Raw genomic sequence first — 23,000 nt, 5'->3', positions numbered from 1 at the left:
GCAACCCAACCTTAAAACGTCATGAAGAAAATCCTTTGTCCTACCGACTTCTCTAAAACGGCCTCCAAGGCTGTGGAATATGCCGCCCATATAGCCCGGCAGGCCGGTGGGCACCTTACTTTGCTGCACGTGGTGCACCTGCCTATTGTGGACACCTCCGAAACTGCCTTAGTAGCCAGCGAGCTGCTAGGCGAACAGATGCGCGATGCCGAAGGGAGGCTAGTGTCGCTTTGTCGCGAGATGGAAGAACGGCATGGTGCAAATAGGGGAGGCGGTTTTACCTGCGACTATATTCTAAAAGAGGCACTGCTAACCGACATTACAGAGCATCTCACCAAAACCAGTGGCTACGACCTGATCGTGATGGGTACCACCGGTGGGGGCAACGCCTTAGAGGAACTGCTGATTGGCAGTAACGCCGAGGCGGTCATGGAACAAGTGAAGTGCCCGGTGCTTTCTGTTCCTTCCACGTCTGAGCATCCGCGCATCAACAAGATCGTGTATGCTTCCGACTACGCTCAGGATGACATTGCCACCCTGCGTGAAGTGCTAAACTTTGCCAGCCTTTTTGGGGCGCAGGTGGATGTGGTGCACGTGAACAAAGAAGGCCGCGAAAAAGATGGCAATAAAGACCGTTTTCTACAAGATCTGGAAACCGCTTTTCCGGGAGCACCTTTGCGTTTTGAGGAAGTGGTGAACAAGCACCGTGCAGATGGCATAAAAGAGTATTTTGATGCTTCTGGTGCGGATATGGTGGCCATCCTGCGTCGCGAGAAAGGCTTCTTGCGGGAGCTGTTCTCTCAGAGCTTGGCCGAGAAAATGACGTATCAGGCAGAAGTGCCACTCCTAGTCTTAAAAGGAAGAAAATAAAACAGCGAGGGCTCCTGATGGAGCCCTTGCTGTTTTATCGCTTATCGCCAAAGCCAGTTTCGAACTGGGCGGCATTTTCGTCGAAGACATAAGCCAGATCACTGCTGCAGGTTTCGCAGTTGTAGCGGTCAAAGTTTTCAACCGCGCGTGGCAGTGTGAGGTTTCTGAATGTGCTTTTGCAGGCGACCAGCACCGGGCAATCGTGCTGCTGATGGAACGTATCATCCGTGGGGTCCATACAGATGAATACCCGCTTTTTCTCAACTCCCTTAAATGAATAAAACTCAGGCTTTGGGCGAGGCTGGCGCTGTGTGGTGTCTGCTTCGGCAATCGTCTGCTGCGTTTCGTCTTGCTGTGTATCTTTATCGGGTGTCTGGCAGGCGGCCAGTGAGATGAGCAGGAAAAGCATACCTGCTGTGGTGTGTTTAAGCATGATGATGATATAATAAATAGGTAGTTATCTTAAAAATAAGTGGAATTATTTAGGGCTGCAAGTTTTGTCGGCCCGACGGTTGTGCTTCCGGATGGCATCGGCCTCTGTCACGGTCAGTACCTGTTCCTTGCAGCGCTTTAGCACAGAGCAGTTTTTGGAATAGTGATATACGGCAGATCCGGAGCTGTCGCAGAGGTATACCTTGCGGGTGGTGGCACCAGCAGGTATAGGGGCTTTGCTGTTGTCAACGGGTGCTGGTTTCTGTTTCCGGAAATCCCATGGGGCAATAGGATTGGGGTCTTGCCACAGCCCGCGTTTAAATCGGCGGGCATCGGCCTCTAAGTTCGCCAGATTTTTATCTTTGGAGTAGGCGGTGTAATGCCAAGCATAACCCTCACGTACCATTTCCTCATTCAGGTTGCGCCCATCCGGTAGTATGATCGTGCCCACCGTGCGGCCATAGCGGTCTTTGTTGTGCTCGATCAGGCGCACGTTTTTGCCAAAAGCGAGATCCGAGGCGAATTGCTTGGCGCGCTGTCCGTAAGCTTGGTTCTTTTCGGGCGTGTCTATCCCGTATAGGCGTACGGTAACCGTTTGTCCGCCTCGCAGCAACTCAAAAGTATCCCCGTCTTTCACCCCCACCACTCTGTCGCCGGGTATGGCAGGCGTTTCAGATTCCGGGGTCGCTTGGGTATTATCTGGCGGAACTACAGTCGGCCTTTCAGGGTCTTCCTGCTGTGTGGTTGTCTGCTCTGCGGACTGCTCAATTGGCCCGCGTCGCTGGCGGAATTCCTCACGCGCTTGCTCACTGTCTTGCTTGCAGGCGGAGACAGCTACAAAACTGAAGAATAAGAGGAGATGGAAAATGAGTCTGTTCATGGGGCAAATGTGCTGCTAATCTCCTTTTACCGCAAACCTTAGTATTTGTTTTGTGGACTTTCGCTAAATAAAAATCCCTGCGCCAATGGTCTAAATCGGCCAGCGCAGGGATGAAGTATTTTGGTCAGTGAAATTCAGCCTATTTATTGGGCTTTGTATTTCAAACAAGTTCTAGCTTTTCCTCTTCTATATGCTCTGGCTTTTGATCCAGTTCTGTGGATCCATCCTCGTCGACTATGGCAGGAGGGAGCGGGAGCGTGAACATGAAGGTACTGCCTATGCCCGGCGTGCTCTCCACCCAGATAGAACCTCCGTTGTGCTCCACAAAATCTCGGCACAAAGCTAGGCCAAGTCCACTGCCTTTCTCGTTGGCGGTGCCACGGCTGGAGTAGCTGCCTCCCCCAAACAGCTTTTGCTGTATTTCAGAGTTCATGCCTATACCTGTGTCTTTCACCGCCACCAGTAGCATTTCTTCTTTAATGGAGGCTGATAGCGTGACTTTGTCGCCCGCTTTGCAGAACTTAATTCCGTTGGAGATCAGGTTGCGCAGCACAAGGCGGATCATTTCTTTGTCGGCACAGCCTAATAAGTTAGGTGCAATGCTATTTTCCAACTGCACCTCCTTGCTGCTGGCAACAGGCTGTAGCAGGCGGATATTCTCTTCTGCGAGCTCTCGCATCGGCAGTGGTTTAGGATCGGACTCGAAGCCCTCCATTTGGGCTCTGGCCCAGTCAAAGAGGTTGTCAAGCATCCAAAGGACATTCTGCTGGCCTTTCACCAAACTGTTGAAAAGGCCCTCCTGCTTGTCAGCGGGTACTTTCCCCATCGCCATTACGTGCAGCAGTCCTTTAAGCGCTACAAGCGGACCCCGTAAATCGTGTGCGATGACAGAGAAGAGCTTGTCTTTAATGGTGTTGAGTTGTGTTAGTTTTTCCTTCTGCGTGTTAAGTTGCTCAGCCTGCTCTGTAAGCACTTTCTGGTGCTGGCTGAGGGCCTCGTTCTTATGCATGATCAGCTCATTCTTCTGCTTGAGCAGGGTGTTGACGCGGCTTTGGTGCTGTCTCCCTCTGAAGAACACATAGGCTACCGCACACACTAACAACAGGAGGGCGATGGTGAAGTACTGCACTATGCTCCGCTGCTCCAGTTTGCGCAGGTTGAGTTCCTGCTCAGCGCGTAGCAGCAGGTTTTCCTTGTCTTTTTGAGCGGTTTCATATTTCACGCGCTCCTGTACGATGCGGTTAGCGGCTCGCTCGTTGTGCAGGCTGTCGTTATAGGCGGTGTGTAAAGTGAGGTAGTGATGTGCTAGCTCGAAATTGCCCTTTGCGGTGTAGATTCTGTCAAGCAGGGCTGCGTTCTCTTTTAGTTCATACTTGCCCTCGTAGACTTTTGCCATTTCCATACTGGATAGGGCATTGTCCAGTGCTTTTTCATAATCCTTGGCTATGAGATACGCCTCGGCTTTGCCGCGCAGCACATACACCTCGTCGTGCGGACTGCCAATCTCTCTAGCCAGCACATGGGCCTTATTCAGATTAGAAAGAGCCGTTTGGTAGTCGTTTTTACCATTGTAGGCGCTGCCAATGTTAATCAGTGAGACCAGTATGCCCTGTTTATCGTTCAGTTTCTCCTTAATTGGGAGTGCCTCACGATAGTAAACCAACGACAGATCGTACTTGCCTTGGTCTATATACACACCGCCGATGTTGTTGAGCGCGCTGCTCATCATCAGGGTATCTTGGGCGGTAGTGGCAAGGGAAAGGGCCTTCTTGTACAATGGCAGGGCCTCTTTATGATTCCCTTGGTCAGCGTATACGTTGCCGATGTTGTTGTAGCTAATGCTGAGGTCAGAGGGATCATTCAGCTTTTCGCGAATACGCAGAGCCCGGTAGTATAACTGCACAGCCTTGTCTATATCGCCTAGCAGGTAGTAGCCGGAACCAGTGGTATTGTAGGCGGTAGCCAGCAATTTGTTATCGCCTACCTTTCTGGCCAACGCCACAGCTTTGTTGCCATAGGCAATGGTAGTTTTGGGGTTTATATTTTTGTGCGCCTTACTCAGCTCACAGTACAGCTCGATCTTACGGGTCACATCTTCGGTCTGTTCCAGCTCGGCACGGAGGCTCTTTATCATAACTTCGTGCTGCGGCTGCATGGCTGTAAACAGAAGGAAGAACCTAGTCAGAAATAATAGAAGCATAAGGACCACTATATGGTTTAGACACTATAATTGGTTCAGTATTAAGGAGCAATATAAGAATTTAATGCTGTAAAATGCTAATATAGTGCGTGGTATAAAATGGCTTATTTAAAAAATACAATTAACTGAAATTTAAATATGCTCCCTTATGGTGCTTAAAGGTGTAATTACCCTACCATTAGATTTGTAGTCCTATGTTATGGATTATAGTAAAGTCAGGCAACCACTGTGACAGTGCTTACCCCTCCGGCTTTTTTGGTTACAACAATCTGGGTGCTGATGCGCTCCTTAAGTGCCTCCACGTGTGAGATGATACCTATCATTTTGCCGGCGGCATGCAAATTCTCAAGCGTGGATATAGCGGCATCCAGCGTCTCGGCATCCAGTGTGCCAAAGCCCTCATCGATAAAGAGTGAGTTGATCTGGGTGCGACGACCGGCCAGATCGGACAGGCCCAGCGCCAAGGCCAGACTAACCAAAAAGCTCTCCCCCCCGGATAGGGTGTTCATCGGCCGCACAGCCTCTGCTTGAAATGTATCCACGATGAGCAGTTCCAGATCCTCTTCGGATGACTTGAGAATGCGGTAGCGATCGTTGAGTTTCTGCAAGTGGCGATTGGCCAGCTCCACGAGTCGGGACAAGGTGAGGCCCTGCGCAAAGCGGCTGAACTTGGAGCCGTCTGCAGATCCGATCAGCTCGGCAAGCTGTGACCAGCGGTGGCATACCTGCTGCTGCAACTTTAGTTGTTCGGCAAGTTCCCTGTTCTTTTCGCGCTGCTGGGCGTCCTGCTCCAGTAACTGCTGGTGGCGCGCGCGCTGCGAGATAAGCTCCCGCTGCTGTGCTGTTTTCTGCTGATGCTGCTGTTTCAGCGTTTCTATACCTTCGTCGGTCAGCTGCTTTTCCTGTAGTTGCGTCAGCTCCTGCTGTACATCGCTCAGGCTCTTGCGTAGTTCGGTCAGGTGCTTTTCTGTTTGCGCTTTCAGGTTGGCCAAGCGGTCGGCTTCGTCGCGGTGCAACAGCATTTGGCCCAGCGCTTCTATTGTTTCAATACCTTTCTGCTGCAACACGTGTAGCAAACCCTGCCGCAGTTCCTCCAGCACCGATGTGTTCTGCTGGTGCTTCTGCAGACACTCGGTCTGGCGGGTGCGGGCTTCCTGCAGTTCCTGTTGTTTCCGCAATTGGGTGCGGCGTGCTTCTTCGGCCTGATTGGACCGGGCGTTTAGCTCTTCCCGGGATCGCTTGCGCTCCTGCTCAGGGTCCTTGTCGCCAAACAGAGTATGGCGCTCGGTTTTCAGTTGCGTGAGCTGTTCGTGCTCCTCTTTGAGCGCTTGCTTCCGTTCCGCCAGTTCTTTCAGCTTCTGGGTTTCGTTTGCCTTCAGGTTTTTCACCAATTGCTGTAGCTCAATGTATTTCTCGCGCATACCTTCCAGCGCCTGTTGCTTTTGGGTAAAGGCTGTGGCTTGCTGCTCCAATGTCTGGAGCAGGGTATGGCGCTCTTCTGCCTTATATTGCAGCTCGAACGTGGCGGCAAAGGACTCAGCAGTTTCGGTATGTGCCTGCTGTTGCTCCTGCTCATCGGTGAGGCTGAGCTGGAGTTTCTGCAGTTGTGTCTGCAGGAGTTTGTCAGAGGCCTGTAGCTGGTTAAAGTTGGACTGGGCTTGCACCTGTGCTTCGCGGAGTTTCTGAAGCTGCTGGTTTATACCCTCTAACTCACGACTTAGAGTGCGGACCTGTGCCAACTGCTGTTGCAATGCCGTGGCAGATTCTTGCTGTGACTTTCGCAACTGCGTCAACTGCTCGGCCTCTGCTATACCTATCCCTTGCGGCAGTCCTTCGGAAAGCTGTTCGAAGGTATAGAGCAGGCGATTAAGTTCAGTTTCAGCTTCGGTTTTGGCGCTGAGACCCAGTTGTTGTTGCTGTTCCATAGCGCTTTGCTGCAACTGCAGGTGGTGCATGATACGTTCCAATTCCTTTACCACTTCTTGCTGCTTATCTCGTTTTAGGACTTCTTCGGGCAGATCGAAGGTATAGCCGTTCTCGGCAAAAGGGTGGTGGGTGGAGCCGCAAAGGGGGCAGGGCTCGTTTTGAGTCAGGGTATGGCGCGCCTCCTCATACTGCTGAATCTGCTGTTGCAGAGCCACGAGTTTCTGGAGTGTTTGCAAATGCTCATCAGCTTGGGTATACCTTGACTGATGCTCTTGGAATTTTACTACTGTTTCTTCTCGTTGCTGTTGCAACTGTGTCAATTGCGCTGTTATACCTTGGAGTTTCTGCTGCTGTGCCGCATGCTGTAGGGCCAGTTCCTGCAGGCGCTCGTAGCGGGCCAGCAAAGCTGGCTGTGATTGGGCTTCCTGCTCCAGTTCCTCCATGCTTTTGTCGGCCAGTATACCTTGCAGGGCACTTAGTTTTTCTTCTTTTTGCTGCTGCAAATGCCCCTGCTGCACCTTTTGTTGGGATTGCTGCTCCTGCAGTTCGGCCAGTATTTTGGCTTCTTGCATTTGCTGTCGGTTCAGTTCCTGCTGTTCCTGTTGGCAGCGACGGATGCGCTGCTCCACCTCCTGCAGGTCACGCAGTGTGGCTTTGAACTCGGGCAGGTGCTCCTTCAGATCCTGTAACTTGGCATGTTGCTCCAGCCAGTTCTTTATGTTGGTAGCCTCTTGCGTCAGTTTCTCTAGCTCCAACTGCTTGGCCTGCAACTGTAACTGCTCTTGCTGCAGTTGCTGCTCAAAAGCTACATAGGCGGTTTTATTTTTGCTGTAAGATTCACGAACGCTATTTAGCTGATGGTCCAACAGGGTAACTTGCGATAGGATAGGCTCCAGCTTGTGCAAAGCCTCCTCTTGCTGTTGATAGGCTTTGGTGGCTTCAATGGCCATATTTCCGGCGGCCTCCAGTTCAGTCTGAAGTACAGGTACGCGCTTTTGCAAGGTCTGCAATTGCTCCTGTGCCTCCGCTACTTTGCTGTTGGCGCTGCGGATCTCGGCCAGTTCGCCCACGAACTGATGTGCCTGTTGATGTTGCGCCAGTTTCGCAAAGTCAGGCTGAAGGCTTGACAATTTTTGCTCCTGCTGCTGCAAAGCTTCTTGATGCTGCTTTTGTCTCGCTTGAAATTGTGCCACCTGCTGTAGCCATTGCACTTTTTCCTGCAGTTTGGCCAAGTCGCCCTGAAGTGCGGTTTCCTGCTCAGTCAGCTCTTTTATACTTGCCTCATAGGCCTCACGCTGCTCCTCTGGCAGTAGCTGTGTGTTCTTGAGTAATTGCTCTAGCCCTTCGTATTTCTGACGTTCCTGCTTGGCTTTTTCAAAAGCGAATTTTGAGATGTCGGAATAGATGCCGGTGTCTGTAATTTTTTCCAACAGGCTGCTACGGTCCTTTTCATCCGCCTTCAGGAAGCGCGCGAAATCGCCTTGCGAGAGCATCACCGACCGCAGAAACTGGTCGTAGTCCAGCCCACATACTTCAGCTACCTTGCCCGGTACCTGACTGGGTTTCAGGTCAAATATTTCATTGGTTTGCGCATCATAAAGCTCCATGTGCACGGCCTGTATGCGGCCCTCCACCTTGCCACGGCTGCGGCGCAGATGCCATTTGGAGCGGTATACCTTGCCATTGGCCTCAAACTCCACCTCCGAATAGCACTCGGCCGTATGGCGGGTCATCAGCTCCAGCGGACGGTCGTTGCTGTGGCGGTGGGCCAGCCCGTAAAGTCCTACCGTAATCGCATCCAGAATGGTGGTCTTGCCCGCCCCGGTCGGACCGGTAATCGCAAACAGCCCCGCATCAGCCAGCGGACTCTGGTCGAAACGGATCTCGTGCTCACCTTTCAGCGAGTTCAGGTTCAGGAAGCGGACGACGAGGATTTTCATGGGCTAAAAGACTTGGGTAAATGCTTGAGCTTGTTTTCGGGGTAATGGGTTGTGCTTAGTTTTGAATTGTATTGGAGGAAGCGAGTAGCTCTTGTATGTCCATTTTCTCTTTGATTTTATTGACTCTCGGCTGGATCACCCAGATACCAATAGGCCAAAAGAACATCAGGAAAAAATCTCCTGCATAATCTCCAAATTGAGCTTTCCTCCCAAGTTCTAATGACTTCAGCATTTTGGCAGGAAAAGCAAATAAGTGCAGTATAGCGAATAAACCGTAGTATACAGGTATTGCTTTAAATCCATTGCCGCTATAGCTTAACTCTTCTCCAAGAACTGTTGAAACACTTAAGAGAGCCACAACTAAAAAGCCATTCAGAATAAATAATGTGGGGGATAGTTTTATTTTTGATGGCAGTAGGTGATTCATTTCATATCCAAGCGAAAGTGGCCAAAGTAGTATGGCCAATACCGCTGTTAGGGAAAGGATCGCATTAATGAACGGAAAACTTTCAGGGTTAATCTCCGAAAAAAAGGAAGCAATGGTAATGGTTAGAAAAACCTGCCAATGTTTAAGTTCTAGAACTGACTTCATGCATTTTGTTTTTGTTTTCACAGCAGTGACTAGTCTTTGAGGGGGCTAAACCTCCTCCTGCCGCATCAACTCAAGCAGTTCTGAAAAATTAGCCATTAACTCGGTATGGTCACTTTCGGGAAAAGCGCTTTCGCAGCGCTTCAGGAACACGTCTTTCTCACTCAGGGTATGCAGGTCCACTTCCTCCTGCACCTGCTGCTCCAGTGTTTGTCGGACTGTTTTGATGATAGGCGGACGGTGGATCAGTAACTGTAGCTCTTTGTTTTTAAGGTTGAAAATTTCTTCTAATTGCTGATTCAGGTCAGGTATAGGGGCCTCCAGTTCCACTTGTAGTTCAGCCCACGCCGGCATGGTATAGCCACTGTTATCGTATACCGCAATTTTCTGTTTCACCTCCTCCAGTTCGCCTTTAAAGCGCACCAACTTGCGACAGGTAGGTATAGCGATCTCTTTCAGGTCTGAGAGTTTTCCGGCCTCGAAGTCCAGCACAAAGACCACTTTTTTATCAGCCACTTCACTAAAACTAAGTGGAATAGGGGAGCCAGAGTAGCGGATGTGGTGACTCTTGTTAACTTGTTGCGGACGGTGCAGGTGCCCAAGGGCCACATAATCAAATTCTTTCGGGAACTGATCCGCCCCGATCTGACCGAGGTTGCCTACATGGATTTCTTTTTCGCTGTCGGAAGCTGAGCCGCCAGCCGCAAATAAGTGACCCATCGCCACGACAGGTATAGCTTGAGTTTTGTAAGACTGCACATGCGGCACGAAGGCGGCATAATGCGCGGCTATACCTTGCTTGATGCGCTGTTCCCGTTCTTCGTAGCTTTCGCCGGCAACGGACAGTCGCACGTCGCGGTCGCGCAGAAAAGGCACAGCACAAACGACCAGCTCCAAGTTACCGTTTTCGTCCCGCAGTTCGATCAGTTCGTCCAGCAAGTCAGTGGTGGCGCCGCCTATCACTTTTATGTTAAAGCAATCAAGGAGTTCTTTGGGAGCGTTTAATGTCGAAACGGAGTCGTGGTTACCGCCCGTGATGATGATATGGCGACAACAGGTGGCACATACCTTAGTCAAGAAGGTATAGTATTGCCTAAGTGCGGTGTTGGAAGGAGCGCCGGTGTCAAACACATCGCCGGCCATCAGGAGCACGTCAACCTTTTCAGCATCAATTGTTTGTAAGAGCCAGTCAAGGAAATGCTGGTGCTCATCGGTCCGTTCGAGGTTGACGAGGCGCTGGCCAAGGTGCCAGTCTGAAGTGTGTAGTACGCGCATATCCCTATTCCTTTCTCCTTTGCACCACAAGTTACATTAAGGTATACCTATACTGCAAGTTTGTTATATAATTTTTTCCGGACTAGGTATAGAGGTTTTGCTATATTGGATTAGGGTTACTTAGTATTTATTGATGGAGGGGGAGAAGATTTGGATCGCGGCTTAGCTGCGAAGGAAGAGGGATATTCTGGCTAGGTTGTTTCTTATATGAAGACCTAAAATAACAGCGGAATGCAGTGACAGCAGTGCTTTACAGGGCCCAATAATTTGCAGGATCAAGCTTGGCCGATTGGGCTTACTCGTTAATCCAGATCAGGGCGTCTTCTTGGCTGGAGAAGTTCTTAAACAGGAATTTGTTGATATTCTGGGCCTCTGCCCGCGTGGCGACTGCCTCCAATGCTAGCTTGGAGAAAAGGCTGCTCGGCAGCACTCTTGCCAGTTTGTGAAGTGAGGTTTGAGAAAGCAGTTCGTAAAATGTTGTGGACATCCACTCTTTAGTTGGAGCGTCTAACATGGTGAGCAGTTCAGCATTTCCTACAGCTCTGGTAATGCCCGTGTCACGTAGAGCCTCGAAAAGCTTGGTGCCTCCCATGATCATTTCGTCCCTATTCACTGCTCTTTGCCACTCTGCTAGCAACAGGTTATTCTCTTGGTCAATTTTTATTTTGTAGAAATCTGAAGAGAATACAGTTTGAAAAGGGGGATGTTTTAGCAGCATGATGTCAAATAGATCATGTAAAGGTACGCATAAATACTAACTGACGTTCATGCTGCTATACCAATTGCTGACAATTACTCCTTCACAGGCAGTCCGGCTGCTTTCAGATCTGAGTAACCGCCGATGTTGTAGACGTTCTTAAAGCCGGCTTCTTCCATCTGTTTGGCTGCTTTGCCGCTGCGGTTGCCGCTGGCGCAGTAGAGGTAGTAGGTTTTGTCCTTGTCCCAAGTCTGCATTTCTTTTTCAAACTGTCCGCTTAGGAAGTCGGCGTGCTGGGTGTTTTCGAGGTGTCCCGCTTCAAACTCAGCAGGAGTCCGAACATCAACCAGCATAACTTCTTGGTTGTCGATTTTTTCATGGTGCTCTTTGTATTCGGTGGCAGATATAGTTTTAACACTGCCTTCGCCCTGCTGCGGGCTGGTGCAGCTCATCATACCGGCTGCCAAAAAAGTTATTAGGAAGAGTTTCATAAAGGTGCGGTTTATCTTATTTTATACTAACGTTTTTAGTCAACTTTTGGTGCTCCAGCCAAATTTGTACGGGCTGTAACCGGTAAGTATATGAAAATAATTTCATTTTTGCATATTCTTACTGTTGCACCGGCTTACAGCCTTTGATGCAATCAATGATGCTGGAGATGGAAGAGTCGGTAAGTGAATAAAGTACATGCTTGCCTTGCCGACGAGTCTCTACAATACCCTTGTCGCGCATATTGGTAAGGTGGTGCGAGAGCAGCGACTGTTCAATTTGAAGTACTTCCTGCAGCTGACTCACGGTAAGTTGCTCTTGCTGTTCCAATAGGTCAATAATGCTGATGCGTACCGGGTGTGCCACGCATTTCAGCACATAGGCTGTCTTCTCCAATTTCTTTTTGTCTACCCTTACTTTCAGGTCAGTCATGCAGGTATAAATAATAGGTAATTGCAATACATGAACATGTATTCATGTGTTTGAAATTAATACAATTTTAATTGGGTTTAGGTTCCGGGCAGGATGGGGCTAAGGTATAAAGGGACTAATCGTTCTGGTGTCTCAGGTTTTAGCAGCATGAGGACTGAAAGTCGGACCTGAAAACTAGCGCAGTAGGTATATCCAGATTATGCATAGATGCAGGCATTGAACTGCTCGAGTTCTAGTAAAACAAAAAAGCCGGCACATGGCCGGCTTTTCCATAGCACAAAATATAGTGTCAATTTAGTGGGCCTGCACGCCTCCAGTAAGGGCGCTCACATCCACACCCAATCCCTGCGCTATACCTAGTCCAAAACCAATGTCGGCGCGGAAGAAGTGACACAGCTGACGGTTTATAATCTCTGCCCGCTTCGGTCCGTCTATACCTTGCATGGCTCCCACGATATTGCTGTGTTTGAATGCCTCAAAAGTATAGCTCCTAATTATATAGTTCAAATAAATTAAATTTATGATATGATAGTTTTTGTTTATGATATGTCAAGCTTAGCCCAGACCGTAGATGACAGTCAGCGAGACCACTGAAATAAAGAGCCACAGGATAACGCCCTGCCAGAAAGGCTTCGGACTAATTGCCTTTAAAGCGCTCAGGCTAATGTTGGCACCAATGAGGAAAAGGCTGAGGAGCAGTCCTTTTTTGGCCAGCATGACGATAGTCGGAGAAATAATCTCCATAGCAGGTATAAAGGTGCTAATCACCGAAGCCAGCACGAAAAGCAGAATAAAGGTCGGGATGCTTAGTTTCTTTTTCCCGTCTTTGAACATCAGGCTAGAGACCAGCACCAACGGAACGATCCAAAGCGCGCGGGTCAGTTTGAGGGTGGTCGCAATTTTCAAAGCTTCGTCGCCGTAGCGGGTGGCGGCGCCTACTACTGAGCTGGTGTCGTGTATGGCAATGGCTGCCCAAATGCCGAACTGTTCCTGCGAAAGTCCGAGTGCATTACCGATAGGCGGAAAAATAAAAAGCGCTACTGCGTTCAGCACAAACACAATACCGAGCGCCACCGAAATTTCCTGATCGTTGGCTTTGATAGCCGGAGCCACCGCCGCAATAGCACTACCCCCGCAAATGGCCGTGCCCGACGAAACAAGGTGCGTGAGGCGGGGAGGGGTATAGAATAACTTGCCAAGCAACAGACCAATGACCATCGTAGCGGCCAGCGACACCAAGGTATAGGCCACGCCAATTAGTCCGGTTTCGGCCACTTGGTACAGGTCTATGCCAAAGCCCAAGCCAACGACAGCAGCCTGCAAGAGGTACTTCGAAATTTTACCGGTATGCGCTTTAAAAGGATTGCCCAGCAGAAGCCCTATCACTAAACCTGCTCCCAAAGCCAAAGCCGAGTTAAGTAACGGGGTAAACAAGATCAGGAGAACAAAGGCAATAAAAATCGTTTTCTGCAGTAGGGGAGAGGAGAGCGGAAAAAGTTTGGACATGCTGATGGGCTATTGGCTTATGGCAGACAAATTTACGCTTCTTTGTGTTTTAGGTATGTGACTTTTGTCGCATTATGCCAAATAACGAAATTGTAAGGCCTTACAGTAGGTCTAGCTCGACTAAAAAGCCTCCCCGATCATCACATAAAAGTTAACGCCTTCACGTCCATACCCTATATCCGCCCGGATGTTCAGCTTTTGCTCCGGATTCAGAGCATACCTCAAGCCTGAGCCAACTGAATATTTTAAAGTAGAGAAACTCACGTCTTTTGGTTTGTCAAACACATCGCCTATACCTGCAAAAGCGGCCATGCCAAAGCGCCAGAAAAGCGGGAAACGGTACTCCAACTGCGTGCCGGCAAAGTTGTCTTCCAGAAAACGATTTTTGGCGTAGCCTCTCAGAATGCGGTCACCCCCGGCCATGGCCATGCGCATGACAGGTATGTCGCCGTTGTTAAGGTTGAAACTCGTGTTATGCGCCAAAACATGGTTCGGCTTCAGTTGGAAATACTTCCGGAAGTCGAGGTTGAAATTGTTGTAGCCAAAGTCTCCTCCGAAGGTGCTGCCAAAGCGATAACCGGACATTTCGAGGTAGGTGCCGTTACTGGCAAAAGCCACATTGTCGCGACTGTCGAGCAGGAATATTAGCCCGACTCCGCTATTCACGCCGCCTTGGTAGCCCGGAATCTGTTGCGTGAGCAGTTGGCTCTCGCGGTCTTCGTTGATGGGGTTTAGCTTGGTGTTGTAGTAATTGGCAATTTGGAAATCCGGTCCGAGGAATGTTTTGGCTCCTACTTTTTTAAGCGCGGCCAATCGGGCGCTCACATAGTCGTATTCGTAAATCTCTTCGTCTGACAGTGGGGTGTCGTTGCCGATGCCATAGAAGCGGTCGGTGTATACCCGATGGCGCAACTCTCCGCGCAACAGGAATTTCTCGTCGCGGGTGAAAATGGCCCAGTCAAGGAGCTGGTCGGTTTGCTTGCGCAAGGTATAATCTGCGATGAGACGCACGGTTGAAAGGCGGGTATAGCCTTCGTCCGCGCTGTTTCTCAGTTTAAAGAACCCTAACAGGGCAGCCCCGAATCCGAGTCGGGTGTCGGGGGTATAGTAAAGCACCGGGATTGGGATCACCCCCCGTGTCTTTTCAGCTTTCGGAGGTGTGGTATCCGGTATGGCGTTTGCCTGCTGTTCCTGCGCTTGCACCTTGCCCCAAGTGCCCAGCACCAGACAAAGCCCCAGTACGCAACTGATGAGTAGATGACGATTCATAAAGCCGATCAGGTATAAGGTGAGGTATGTCGGCAGGTTCTGTGTTATGACAGGTATAAAGCAGGACTTTGCCACTAGAAATGTAGCAAAAAGAAGGATTGATTGGTGCTGCTGACAGCGTAAATATTTTTAACCTTAAAAGGCTTCCCCAATCATCAAATACACATTAAACCCTTCCCGGCCATAGCCTACATCCAATCTTGAGTTCAGCTTCTGTTCCGGTCTGATCGCATACCTCAAACCGGTTCCTACAGAATATTTTATTGTCGAGAAACCGATGTCGGAGGGTTTATCGAACACGTCGCCTATACCTGCGAAAGCGACCATGCCGAGTCGCCAGAACAGCGGAAAACGGTACTCCACCTGCGAGCCAACAAAGTTATCGTCGTGGAAGCGGTTGCGGGCGTAGCCGCGTAGGATCTTGTCGCCGCCTGCGGTGGCCAGTCGCTGCACAGGCACTTCACCGTCGTTCAGTTTAAGCATGGTATTGGTGGCCAGCACGCGGTCATTGCCCAAACCGTAGTAGCGGTTAAATTCTAGGTTGAAGTTGTTATACCGAAAGTCGCTGCCGAAGGTCTTGCCGAAGTGGTAGCCCGAGATTTCGAGGTAAAAACCTTTGCTGGGGTAGGCGGTGCTGTTGCGGTGGTCGATCAGGTATATAGCACCAAGTCCCACGTTGCGCCCGGTCTGGTAGCCGGGTATCTGCTTTGAAAGCAATTGGCTGCCTTCCTCAAGTTCCACGTCGTAGTACTCCGTGATCTGCAAGTCCGGACCCAGAAAGCTGCGGAATCCCACGTTTTTAAGCACCGCTATTTTCGCGCTGAGCATATCGTAATCGTATATCTCGCGATCTCCTTTGGGGGTGTCGTTGCCGATGCCGTAAAACCGGTCAGTGTAAATGCGGTGGCGCAATTCGCCGCGTAGCAGCAGGCGCTCTTCCCTAGTAAATATGTTCCAGTAAAGCCACTGGTCCGTTTGTTTGTTCAAGGTATAGTCCACTACCAACCGGGCCAATGAGAGGCGGGTATAAGTGGTGTCGGTGTAGCTGCGGAGGCGGAAGTAACCGAGCAGCGAAGCGCCGAAGCCAAGTCGGGTGTCGGGGGTATAGTAGAGAACGGGTGCAGGTATAAGACCTTTCACGCTCCGCATTTCTGGCTCGGGCGGGGTACTGGTTTTTTGTTCTGACGTCTGTTCCTGTGCCCAAAGTGGCGTGGCGGTTATAGCCATCAGGGAAAGTAGCAAGAAAGTGGAGTAAAGGTATAGGCGCATGCAAACAGGTGTTTCTACAAGAGTCCAAAATATCAGGAATACATACGTAAAGTACTCTTTCGGGTCTAAACCGGTTCGGAGCGGTCTTGTTTTATTGATGTTTATACATTCAAAAAGGCCTTTTTATAATGAGGCTGAATATTTTAAGCACGTTGGACATGGATTTTTAGAAAGAAGATGGCTATATTGTGTGTTCAAACCTTAACACAATCTAGTCTATCATCTTAATCTGACACATGAGAAAAATCTTAACCATTGCAGCCTGCCTTGCATTGGGAGCAGCAGGCAGTGCGATGGCGCAGGAGACCTTTCCGCGCAATGGCGTGTACGACGAGCGCACCGGACTGGTAGCACTCACCAACGCCACCATCCACACCGACTATAAAACTAAAATTGAGAATGCCACCCTTCTGATCCGCAACGGAAAAGTAGAAGCCGTGGGCACAAAAGTACAAATACCCGCTGGAGCCGTAGTGGTCGACACTAAGGGCAAACACATCTACCCGGGTCTGGTGGATATGTACACCAGCTATGGTCTACCAGAGGTGAAGGCAGAGCGACGCAGCTGGACCTCACCACCGCAGGAGGAGTCAACCAAGCAGGGCGCCTATAACTGGAACCAAGCGATTCGTCCGGAAACCAATGCTGTGGAACTGTTCAAAGTGGATAAAAAGCAGGCAGAGGAAATGCGGAAGCTGGGCTTTGGTACGGTACTGGCCGTGCACCGCGACGGCATTGCCCGCGGTACAGCCACGCTGGTAACACTGGCTGACAAGCGCGAAAACGAAGTGATCTTGCTCGACAAAGCAGCAAGTGCGCTTTCGTTCGAAAAAGGATCTTCGCCACAAGACTACCCGAACTCACTGATGGGTTCTATCGCCCTGTTGCGCCAGACGTACCTCGACGCGCAGTGGAACAACATGAACCCGGGTCGTGAGCAGAATATCTCGCTGGCCGCATTCACTAACGCCAACAGCTTTCCGCAGATTTTTGAAGCCAACAGCAAACTGAACGTGCTGCGCGCCGACAAGGTGGGCGACGAGTTCAAGAAGCAGTACATCATCAAAGGTGGCGGCGACGAGTACCAAATGATCAAAGAGATCAAAGCGACTAAGGCTCCGATCATCGTGCCGTTGAATTTCCCGGAGGCTTACAACGTGGAGGATACCTACGACGCCCGTCGTGTGCCACTTGACGCCATGAAGCACTGGGAAATGGCCCCGGCCAACCCGGCCATGCTGCAGAAGGCAGGTATACCGTTCGTCTTCACCACAGCTGACCTGAAAGATAAAAAAGACTTCCTGCCAAACCTGCGCAAAGCCATCGAATATGGCTTGTCAGAAGAGGAGGCCCTGAAAGCCCTCACTACCACTCCGGCCCAGCTTTTGAAAGCCGACAAGCACGTGGGCAGCCTTGACAAAGGCAAACTGGCCAACTTCATTATCACAAGCGGCAACCTGTTCGCTGAGGACAATGTGATTCTGGAGAACTGGGTGCAGGGCAATCAATACAAGATCACTGAAGTACCAGCCGATTATCGTGGCGTCTATACCTTGAAGATCGGTCAGCAGCCAGAGCGTAGACTTCAGATTGCTGGTACTCCTGAGAAACCAGAACTGAAAGTGATCGGTCAGGATACTGTGACAGGCAAAATTACCTTCAACGGCAACTTGGTAACGCTCTCTTTCAACAAAGACAAGAAGAGCAAAGAAGCCATCCGTTTGAGCGGCTGGTACGCTGATAAAACCTTGCAGGGCGAAGGGCAGTTGCCGGATGCAACACCGGTGAAGTGGAACGCCAAGTTCTCTGAAGCCATGACTGAGAAGGCTAAGAAAGATGCTGCAAAAGAGAAGCAGGCTATAGCTCTTGGCAACATGGTGTATCCGTTCAAAGCCTTCGGTCAGGTTGAACTGCCAAAGCAGGAAGTGGTGCTGATCAAGAACGCAACTGTCTGGACCAACGAGAAAGACGGTATACTGGAGAACACCGATGTGCTGTTGAAAAACGGCAAGATCGCAAAAGTTGGCAAGAACCTCAGCGAGTCAGGTGCCCGCATTGTAGACGGCACTGGCAAGCACGTGACACCGGGTATTATCGATGAGCACTCGCACATCGCCCTGAATGGCGTGAACGAAGGTACACAGGCCGTGACCGCTGAAGTGCGCATGAAGGATGTGGTAGACCACGAAGATCCGAACATCTACCGTCAGCTGGCTGGTGGCGTGACAACTTCGCAGTTGCTGCACGGTTCTGCCAACCCGATTGGTGGTCAGTCTGCCATCATCAAATTGCGCTGGGGTAAGAGCCCAGACGAGCTGTTGGTGGAGAATGCCGATGAGTTTATCAAATTCGCTTTGGGTGAGAACGTGAAGCACTCCAACCGTGCGCCTTCGCATAACGTGCGCTTCCCGCAGACCCGTATGGGCGTGGAGCAAGTATACGTAGACGCTTTCCAGCGTGCGAAAGAATACGAGCAGGCTTGGAAGAACTACAACAAAATGTCGAAGAAGCAGAAAGCCGCTGCTGGCGAGCCGCGCCGCGACATCGAGCTAGAGACACTGGTGGAGATCCTGAATGGCAAGCGCCACATCACCTGCCACTCTTACGTGCAGTCTGAGATCAACATGATGATCAAGGTGGCCGACCAGATGGGCTTTAAGGTGAACACCTTTACGCACATACTGGAAGGGTATAAAGTAGCCGACAAAATGCGCGACCACGGAGCCGGCGGTTCTACCTTCGCTGACTGGTGGGCTTACAAAATGGAGGTGAAAGACGCCATCCCGCAGAACGCCGGCATCATGCACAAGCTGGGTGTGACGACTGCTATCAACTCCGATGACGCCGAGATGGCCCGCCGCTTGAACCAAGAAGCTGCCAAGAGTGTGAAGTACGCCGGTGTGAGCGAAGAGGACGCCCTGAAAATGGTGACCCTGAACCCAGCCAAACTCCTGCACCTCGACAATCGCACGGGCAGCATTAAAGTGGGCAAAGATGCCGATGTGGTGCTTTGGAACAATCACCCGCTGTCGATTTATGCTCGTGCTGAGAAGACCTTTGTGGATGGCATCGCTTACTACGACTTGGAGCGTGACACGCAAATGCGTGCAGACTTGGAGAAAGAGCGCATGCGCCTGATCCAGAAAATGCTGCAGGCCAAAACTTCCGGCGCCAGAACACAGGCTCCTCCAAGGGGCCGCGCGTCTGTGGTACACTGCGAGGATGTGGAGCATCACGAGGAAGAAGATTATATGGCGTATTAATTTGGCAATCTAACAATCGAGAAGATGAAAATTCACAAAAGATATATTTCGGCTTTCGTGGCGCTTCTGCTGAGCGTGCCTGCCATTGCGCAGGTGCCGGTGCCGGCTGCGAAGCAAAGTAAACCTGTATTGCTGACGGGCGCTACCCTGCACGTAGGTAACGGCAAGGTGGTAGAGAATGCCGCCGTTGGTTTTGAAAATGGCAAGATCACGTATGCTGGCCCTTTGAGCGGCGCTAACCGCAACGGACATGAGGTGATAGACGTGGCCGGACAGCACATTTATCCGGGCCTGATTCAGCCGAACTCACAGCTGGGTCTGAACGAGATCGAGAGTGTGCGTGCTACTTTGGACATGCGCGAAGTAGGGCAGTTTAACCCGAACGTGCGAGCCGTAGTGGCCTATAATACGGATTCTGACATCGTGCCGACCATCCGTGCCAACGGTGTGTTGCTGACACAAGTAACACCGGTGGGTGGCACCATTTCCGGTTCGTCGTCGGTGGTGCACTTAGACGCTTGGAACTGGGAAGACGCGATTGTGAAAGCTGACGGAGGTATACACCTGAACTGGCCGAACATGATCATCAACACAGGGGGCGAGCCCAATCCGCGCATGGCGAACATGGGGCAGCAGCGTGAGCAGGCAATCGCCGATCTAGGCCAGTTGCTTCGCGACGCTTCTGTATACAAGCAAGCCAAGAACGAAAAAGAGAACCTGAAGCTGTCGTCCCTTACAGGGCTGTTTGACGGATCGCGTAAACTATTCATCCATGCCAATTACGGTAAGGAGATCATCGAAAGCGTGAACTTCGTGAAGCAGCACGGGGTGAAGGATATCGTAGTAGTTGGCGCCCGCGACGCGATGGCCGTGGCCGACTTCCTGAAGGCGAACAACATTGCTGTGATCTACTCGGGCGTGCATGCCTTGCCTTCCCGTTCGGACGAGGATGTGGATATGCCTTACAAAACACCTTATCTGTTGCAGCAGGCGGGTATACCTTTTGCACTGGACTATGACCTGAGCACGCACGGTATCCGCAACCTGCCTTTCATAGCTGGTACGGCTGTGGCGCACGGACTGGACAAAGAGCAGGCGCTGGCTGCGATCACGCTGAACACCGCCAAGATTCTAGGTATAGACCAGCAGGTTGGTTCTGTTGAAGTGGGCAAAGACGCGACCATTGTGGTGTCTGCCGGCGACTTGCTGGATATGCGCACCAACAACGTGACACACGCTTTCATCGCCGGTCGAAAGATCGACCTGAATGACAAGCAGAAGTACCTGTACCAGAAGTTCAACGGAAAATACGAGGCGGAACAGCCGAAGCAAACGGAGGGCCCGAAAGCCCAGAACTAAGATCTTTACTTACTCACCTTAAACTAAAGAGCGCTGCCCGTCTGAGGCGGCGCTTTTTGTTTGCCTACAACTCTACCACCAACGCTCCTCTTTCCGTCACATCATAAAACGCTATATCTGCCTCAACCAATTGTGGCCTTAACCGCTGTAGGTACCACGGTGCGTTGGAAGCATCAAGAATTAGCTGCTTGAACCGGAAAGGTTTTAGCTCCTCCGGTTTCACCCGGACATTCTGCGTGAGCAGCAAATAGTCTACTTCAAAGTTCTGCATAGGCTGTAGCTTGATAGGCTTAGAAACCACCAAGACGCGCTTTCCCTGCCAAACATATAAACTGTTGCTATCGGGCAGTAGTGCATGGCTTATACCTTCAGATGGTGCACTAACAAAGGTATGTTGCGCCGCTTGCTGTACCCCTTTGTGCCAGAGGTAAGGCTGTATGTTGAAGGTATAGTTCTCTGGTGTGAGCGCAGCGTTGCTCATTACCGTAGCCTGTTGCCCCTGCAGGAAACTGAAAGCCGTGGCGTTGCGCATGCTGTAAACCACCAGACTCCGCTGGTTTTGCCGTTCTTTAATTTCGAACATTTCCTGAACCGCCAAAATAGCGACTACTCCTGTTGCCAGCGCAAAATAGCGGAGCTGCTTGAAGGCAAAGAACAGAATAAACAACAGCAGCAGGGTATAGAGCAGCCAAGTTTGCGTGGTGCTAATGTCAATGCCGTTAATCACAGCTTGAGGCAATCGGTTGACCAAAAGATTAAACTCATTCATTCCCCACGTCAGGCCGAAGTGCAGCTTGAACAGGAGCCAGCCCAACAGCGGTACCCATGAAAAGAGGAGCGCGGCAACTCCGGAATACAACACGCCCATGGCGGCAGGAACCACCAGCAGGTTTGCCAGCCAAAAGTATACCGGAAATTGATGAAAGTAGTAAAGCCCTAACGGAAAAGTGGCCAACTGTGCCGCTAGCGATGCCGTGAAAAGTGCCCAGCCTCTGTCCAGTATCCGGTTATCAAAAACCATCAAATTGTAGAAGCGCGGCTGCAGATACACAATACCCAGCAAGGCCAGAAAGGAAAGCTGAAAACCGACTTCCAGCAGGTAATAAGGGTTATAGAGCAGCAAGCCGAAAGCGGCAATGGCCAGTGTGTTATAAATGTTATGCTGTCGACGGGAGGCCAGCGCAATGGTTACAAGGCTGAACATGAAAGCCGCCCGCAGCACAGAAGGGGAGAGGCCCGTAATAAAGGCATAGAGCCAGAGCACACTCAAGATAACGGCGGCATACACAATGCGCTGCCTGTTGGTCCGCTTGAAACCAGCCAACAAAAAGGCCAGCACGCCATAGATCAACCCCACGTGCAGACCCGACACGGCCAACACGTGCATAGTACCGGTCTGGGCGTACGCGTCCCGAATGGAGTTGTCCAGCTCGTCTTTCACCCCCAAAATCAAAGCAGAGGAAATGCCATATTCCCGCCGCTCGTTAATGGATTCTTTCAGCAAAGCGTCAAGGTTACGGCGCAGGTATATGCTAAAGGCTAGCACAGGGTTACTCGGATCGGAGCCAACTTTTTGAAAGTGGTGCGCCTGCAGGAAGTGTCGGTGATGAATCTGTTTGTTGGCCAGAAATGCGCGGTAGTCGAATTGCTTGGGATTGGCAGTAGGAGCGACACGTAAAGGCGCGCCTTTGACCAGCAACCTGTCGCCGTAGCCTAGTTCGTATTCACGATTCGAATCATGGGGCACGGAGAGTTGCACCTTGCCTTCCGCAACCTGCCACTGACCGTTTACCTGCACCTGCTCCACTTGTAGCACGGTGTTCTGGTAGCCGGGTTTCTGCACCACATAATCGTTTACCACACCCACATAGTATGCTGGCGTACCTGACAAATTGCTAAGGTGCAAAGATCGGTTGGCAGCAGTATGCATATCCGTAGCCCACATACCGCCGGCCATGAAACACATGAGACCGGTTATACCTGTTAGAGTGTTGGCCTCCACGGTTTTGGCTCTGCGGGAAAACAGGTATAGCACAAGGTATAGGGCAACAAAAAAGGCAAGGAGTTCAAGGCTATACCTGAACTCCTTGCCTGTGTGCAGGTATAGAAGTATACCTGCTATAAAGCTAAGGGTAATGCGGACAAAAGGGTAGGGAGCCCACCGCTTCATCAGCCCTTATACACCATTTTGAAGTGCTGTATGTCGCACTCCGTAAACATATCCCCCTCGGCAACAAAACCGTGACGCTTGTAGAAATTAACGGCTGGTAGCTGCGCATTGAGGTATACCTTGCTGCCTGCATGCTTGGCCTGCACGTCTTCCAGCACCAACTTGAGCAATTCAGCACCCACGTTTCGGTTGCGGTAGTCCTGCAACACAGCGAAGCGCTCCAGCTTTATACCTTGGTCCGTCACGCGCCAGCGGGCTGCACCGCAGGGCACACCCTCACAGGTAGCCACATAGTGACTGGCCGTTGACTCAAAGACATCATTCTCAGCGTCGCGGGGTACCTGCTGTTCCAGCACAAAAACCTGCTCACGTATGCGAAAGGCTGTGTTTACATCCTGCTCGTTTACAGCACGAAAAACCTGAATCATCCTGTG

Annotated in this window: 18 protein-coding genes; 3 read left to right on the top strand and 15 right to left on the bottom strand. The window is 50.9% G+C overall.

Annotation, left to right across the window (positions count from 1 at the left end; all coding sequences use genetic code 11):
• Window positions 1-21: 21 nt before the first annotated feature.
• Window positions 22-870: a universal stress protein gene (locus tag Q1A04_RS05155; RefSeq protein WP_299702137.1), complete on the top strand. Its 849-nt coding sequence runs from the start codon at window positions 22-24 to the stop codon at window positions 868-870.
• 34 nt (window positions 871-904) lie between these two features.
• Here the strand turns inward: Q1A04_RS05155 and Q1A04_RS05150 are convergent, their stop codons facing one another.
• From Q1A04_RS05150 to Q1A04_RS05090, 13 genes are all read right to left on the bottom strand, one after another.
• Complete coding sequence (locus tag Q1A04_RS05150) at window positions 905-1,303, bottom strand: hypothetical protein (protein ID WP_299702134.1); 399 nt, start codon at window positions 1,301-1,303, stop codon at window positions 905-907.
• A 45-nt stretch (window positions 1,304-1,348) separates the two neighbouring features.
• The gene (locus Q1A04_RS05145; protein WP_299702131.1) at window positions 1,349-2,182 is read right to left on the bottom strand and encodes a thermonuclease family protein; all 834 of its coding nucleotides are present in this window, start codon (window positions 2,180-2,182) and stop codon (window positions 1,349-1,351) included.
• Window positions 2,183-2,342: 160 nt separating this feature from the next.
• Window positions 2,343-4,382: a tetratricopeptide repeat-containing sensor histidine kinase gene (locus Q1A04_RS05140; RefSeq protein ID WP_299702129.1), complete on the bottom strand. Its 2,040-nt coding sequence runs from the start codon at window positions 4,380-4,382 to the stop codon at window positions 2,343-2,345.
• A gap of 215 nt (window positions 4,383-4,597) precedes the next feature.
• Window positions 4,598-8,248 carry an AAA family ATPase gene (locus tag Q1A04_RS05135; protein WP_299702126.1) on the bottom strand — a complete coding sequence of 1,217 codons (3,651 nt, stop codon included), beginning with the start codon at window positions 8,246-8,248 and terminating at the stop codon, window positions 4,598-4,600.
• Window positions 8,249-8,303: 55 nt separating this feature from the next.
• Window positions 8,304-8,840: a hypothetical protein gene (locus Q1A04_RS05130; RefSeq protein WP_299702123.1), complete on the bottom strand. Its 537-nt coding sequence runs from the start codon at window positions 8,838-8,840 to the stop codon at window positions 8,304-8,306.
• Window positions 8,841-8,885: 45 nt separating this feature from the next.
• Window positions 8,886-10,112 (bottom strand): exonuclease SbcCD subunit D C-terminal domain-containing protein, encoded by a 1,227-nt coding sequence (locus Q1A04_RS05125; RefSeq protein ID WP_299702119.1) that lies wholly within the window; start codon window positions 10,110-10,112, stop codon window positions 8,886-8,888.
• A 295-nt stretch (window positions 10,113-10,407) separates the two neighbouring features.
• Window positions 10,408-10,725, bottom strand: a complete 318-nt coding sequence (locus tag Q1A04_RS05120) for a hypothetical protein (RefSeq protein WP_299702116.1) — start codon at window positions 10,723-10,725, stop codon at window positions 10,408-10,410.
• A 179-nt stretch (window positions 10,726-10,904) separates the two neighbouring features.
• Window positions 10,905-11,300, bottom strand: coding sequence for a rhodanese-like domain-containing protein (locus Q1A04_RS05115; RefSeq protein WP_299702113.1), 396 nt, complete (start codon window positions 11,298-11,300; stop codon window positions 10,905-10,907).
• A gap of 118 nt (window positions 11,301-11,418) precedes the next feature.
• Complete coding sequence (locus Q1A04_RS05110; RefSeq protein WP_299702110.1) at window positions 11,419-11,730, bottom strand: metalloregulator ArsR/SmtB family transcription factor; 312 nt, start codon at window positions 11,728-11,730, stop codon at window positions 11,419-11,421.
• Window positions 11,731-12,024: 294 nt separating this feature from the next.
• Entirely contained in the window at window positions 12,025-12,237 is a 213-nt protein-coding gene (locus Q1A04_RS05105) for a catalase-related domain-containing protein (RefSeq protein ID WP_299702107.1), read from the bottom strand.
• Window positions 12,238-12,285: 48 nt separating this feature from the next.
• Window positions 12,286-13,236: a putative sulfate exporter family transporter gene (locus tag Q1A04_RS05100; RefSeq protein WP_299702103.1), complete on the bottom strand. Its 951-nt coding sequence runs from the start codon at window positions 13,234-13,236 to the stop codon at window positions 12,286-12,288.
• A gap of 120 nt (window positions 13,237-13,356) precedes the next feature.
• Entirely contained in the window at window positions 13,357-14,580 is a 1,224-nt protein-coding gene (locus Q1A04_RS05095; protein ID WP_299702100.1) for a BamA/TamA family outer membrane protein, read from the bottom strand.
• Window positions 14,581-14,640: 60 nt separating this feature from the next.
• Window positions 14,641-15,774: a BamA/TamA family outer membrane protein gene (locus Q1A04_RS05090; RefSeq protein ID WP_299702097.1), complete on the bottom strand. Its 1,134-nt coding sequence runs from the start codon at window positions 15,772-15,774 to the stop codon at window positions 14,641-14,643.
• Between the two features lie 236 nt (window positions 15,775-16,010).
• Between Q1A04_RS05090 and Q1A04_RS05085 the strand changes: the two genes are divergently transcribed.
• Window positions 16,011-19,037 carry an amidohydrolase family protein gene (locus Q1A04_RS05085; RefSeq protein ID WP_299702094.1) on the top strand — a complete coding sequence of 1,009 codons (3,027 nt, stop codon included), beginning with the start codon at window positions 16,011-16,013 and terminating at the stop codon, window positions 19,035-19,037.
• Between the two features lie 24 nt (window positions 19,038-19,061).
• Window positions 19,062-20,396, top strand: coding sequence for an amidohydrolase family protein (locus Q1A04_RS05080; protein ID WP_299702091.1), 1,335 nt, complete (start codon window positions 19,062-19,064; stop codon window positions 20,394-20,396).
• A gap of 64 nt (window positions 20,397-20,460) precedes the next feature.
• On the opposite strand, the gene Q1A04_RS05075 is transcribed toward Q1A04_RS05080, so the two are convergent.
• Window positions 20,461-22,566 (bottom strand): ComEC/Rec2 family competence protein, encoded by a 2,106-nt coding sequence (locus Q1A04_RS05075; protein WP_299702088.1) that lies wholly within the window; start codon window positions 22,564-22,566, stop codon window positions 20,461-20,463.
• On the bottom strand, window positions 22,566-22,994 hold the full coding sequence (locus tag Q1A04_RS05070) for a GNAT family N-acetyltransferase (protein ID WP_299702085.1): 429 nt from the start codon (window positions 22,992-22,994) through the stop codon (window positions 22,566-22,568). The genes Q1A04_RS05075 and Q1A04_RS05070 overlap by 1 nt, the downstream gene beginning before the upstream one ends.
• Between the last annotated feature and the right edge of the window lie 6 nt (window positions 22,995-23,000).

Source organism: uncultured Pontibacter sp. (assembly GCF_947499215.1).
GTDB lineage: Bacteria > Bacteroidota > Bacteroidia > Cytophagales > Hymenobacteraceae > Pontibacter.
Note: the sequence above shows the minus strand (reverse complement) of the source record. Positions and strands in the feature narration are given on the sequence as shown.

Coding starts and splice junctions, on each gene's coding strand:
- Q1A04_RS05110 (WP_299702110.1), bottom strand. CDS start 11,730: ATGACTGACCTGAAAGTAAGGGTAGACAAAAAGAAATTGGAGAAGACA.
- Q1A04_RS05100 (WP_299702103.1), bottom strand. CDS start 13,236: ATGTCCAAACTTTTTCCGCTCTCCTCTCCCCTACTGCAGAAAACGATT.
- Q1A04_RS05135 (WP_299702126.1), bottom strand. CDS start 8,248: ATGAAAATCCTCGTCGTCCGCTTCCTGAACCTGAACTCGCTGAAAGGT.
- Q1A04_RS05140 (WP_299702129.1), bottom strand. CDS start 4,382: ATGCTTCTATTATTTCTGACTAGGTTCTTCCTTCTGTTTACAGCCATG.
- Q1A04_RS05070 (WP_299702085.1), bottom strand. CDS start 22,994: ATGATTCAGGTTTTTCGTGCTGTAAACGAGCAGGATGTAAACACAGCC.
- Q1A04_RS05125 (WP_299702119.1), bottom strand. CDS start 10,112: ATGCGCGTACTACACACTTCAGACTGGCACCTTGGCCAGCGCCTCGTC.
- Q1A04_RS05145 (WP_299702131.1), bottom strand. CDS start 2,182: ATGAACAGACTCATTTTCCATCTCCTCTTATTCTTCAGTTTTGTAGCT.
- Q1A04_RS05090 (WP_299702097.1), bottom strand. CDS start 15,774: ATGCGCCTATACCTTTACTCCACTTTCTTGCTACTTTCCCTGATGGCT.
- Q1A04_RS05075 (WP_299702088.1), bottom strand. CDS start 22,566: ATGAAGCGGTGGGCTCCCTACCCTTTTGTCCGCATTACCCTTAGCTTT.
- Q1A04_RS05155 (WP_299702137.1), top strand. CDS start 22: ATGAAGAAAATCCTTTGTCCTACCGACTTCTCTAAAACGGCCTCCAAG.
- Q1A04_RS05130 (WP_299702123.1), bottom strand. CDS start 8,840: ATGAAGTCAGTTCTAGAACTTAAACATTGGCAGGTTTTTCTAACCATT.
- Q1A04_RS05150 (WP_299702134.1), bottom strand. CDS start 1,303: ATGCTTAAACACACCACAGCAGGTATGCTTTTCCTGCTCATCTCACTG.
- Q1A04_RS05085 (WP_299702094.1), top strand. CDS start 16,011: ATGAGAAAAATCTTAACCATTGCAGCCTGCCTTGCATTGGGAGCAGCA.
- Q1A04_RS05115 (WP_299702113.1), bottom strand. CDS start 11,300: ATGAAACTCTTCCTAATAACTTTTTTGGCAGCCGGTATGATGAGCTGC.
- Q1A04_RS05080 (WP_299702091.1), top strand. CDS start 19,062: ATGAAAATTCACAAAAGATATATTTCGGCTTTCGTGGCGCTTCTGCTG.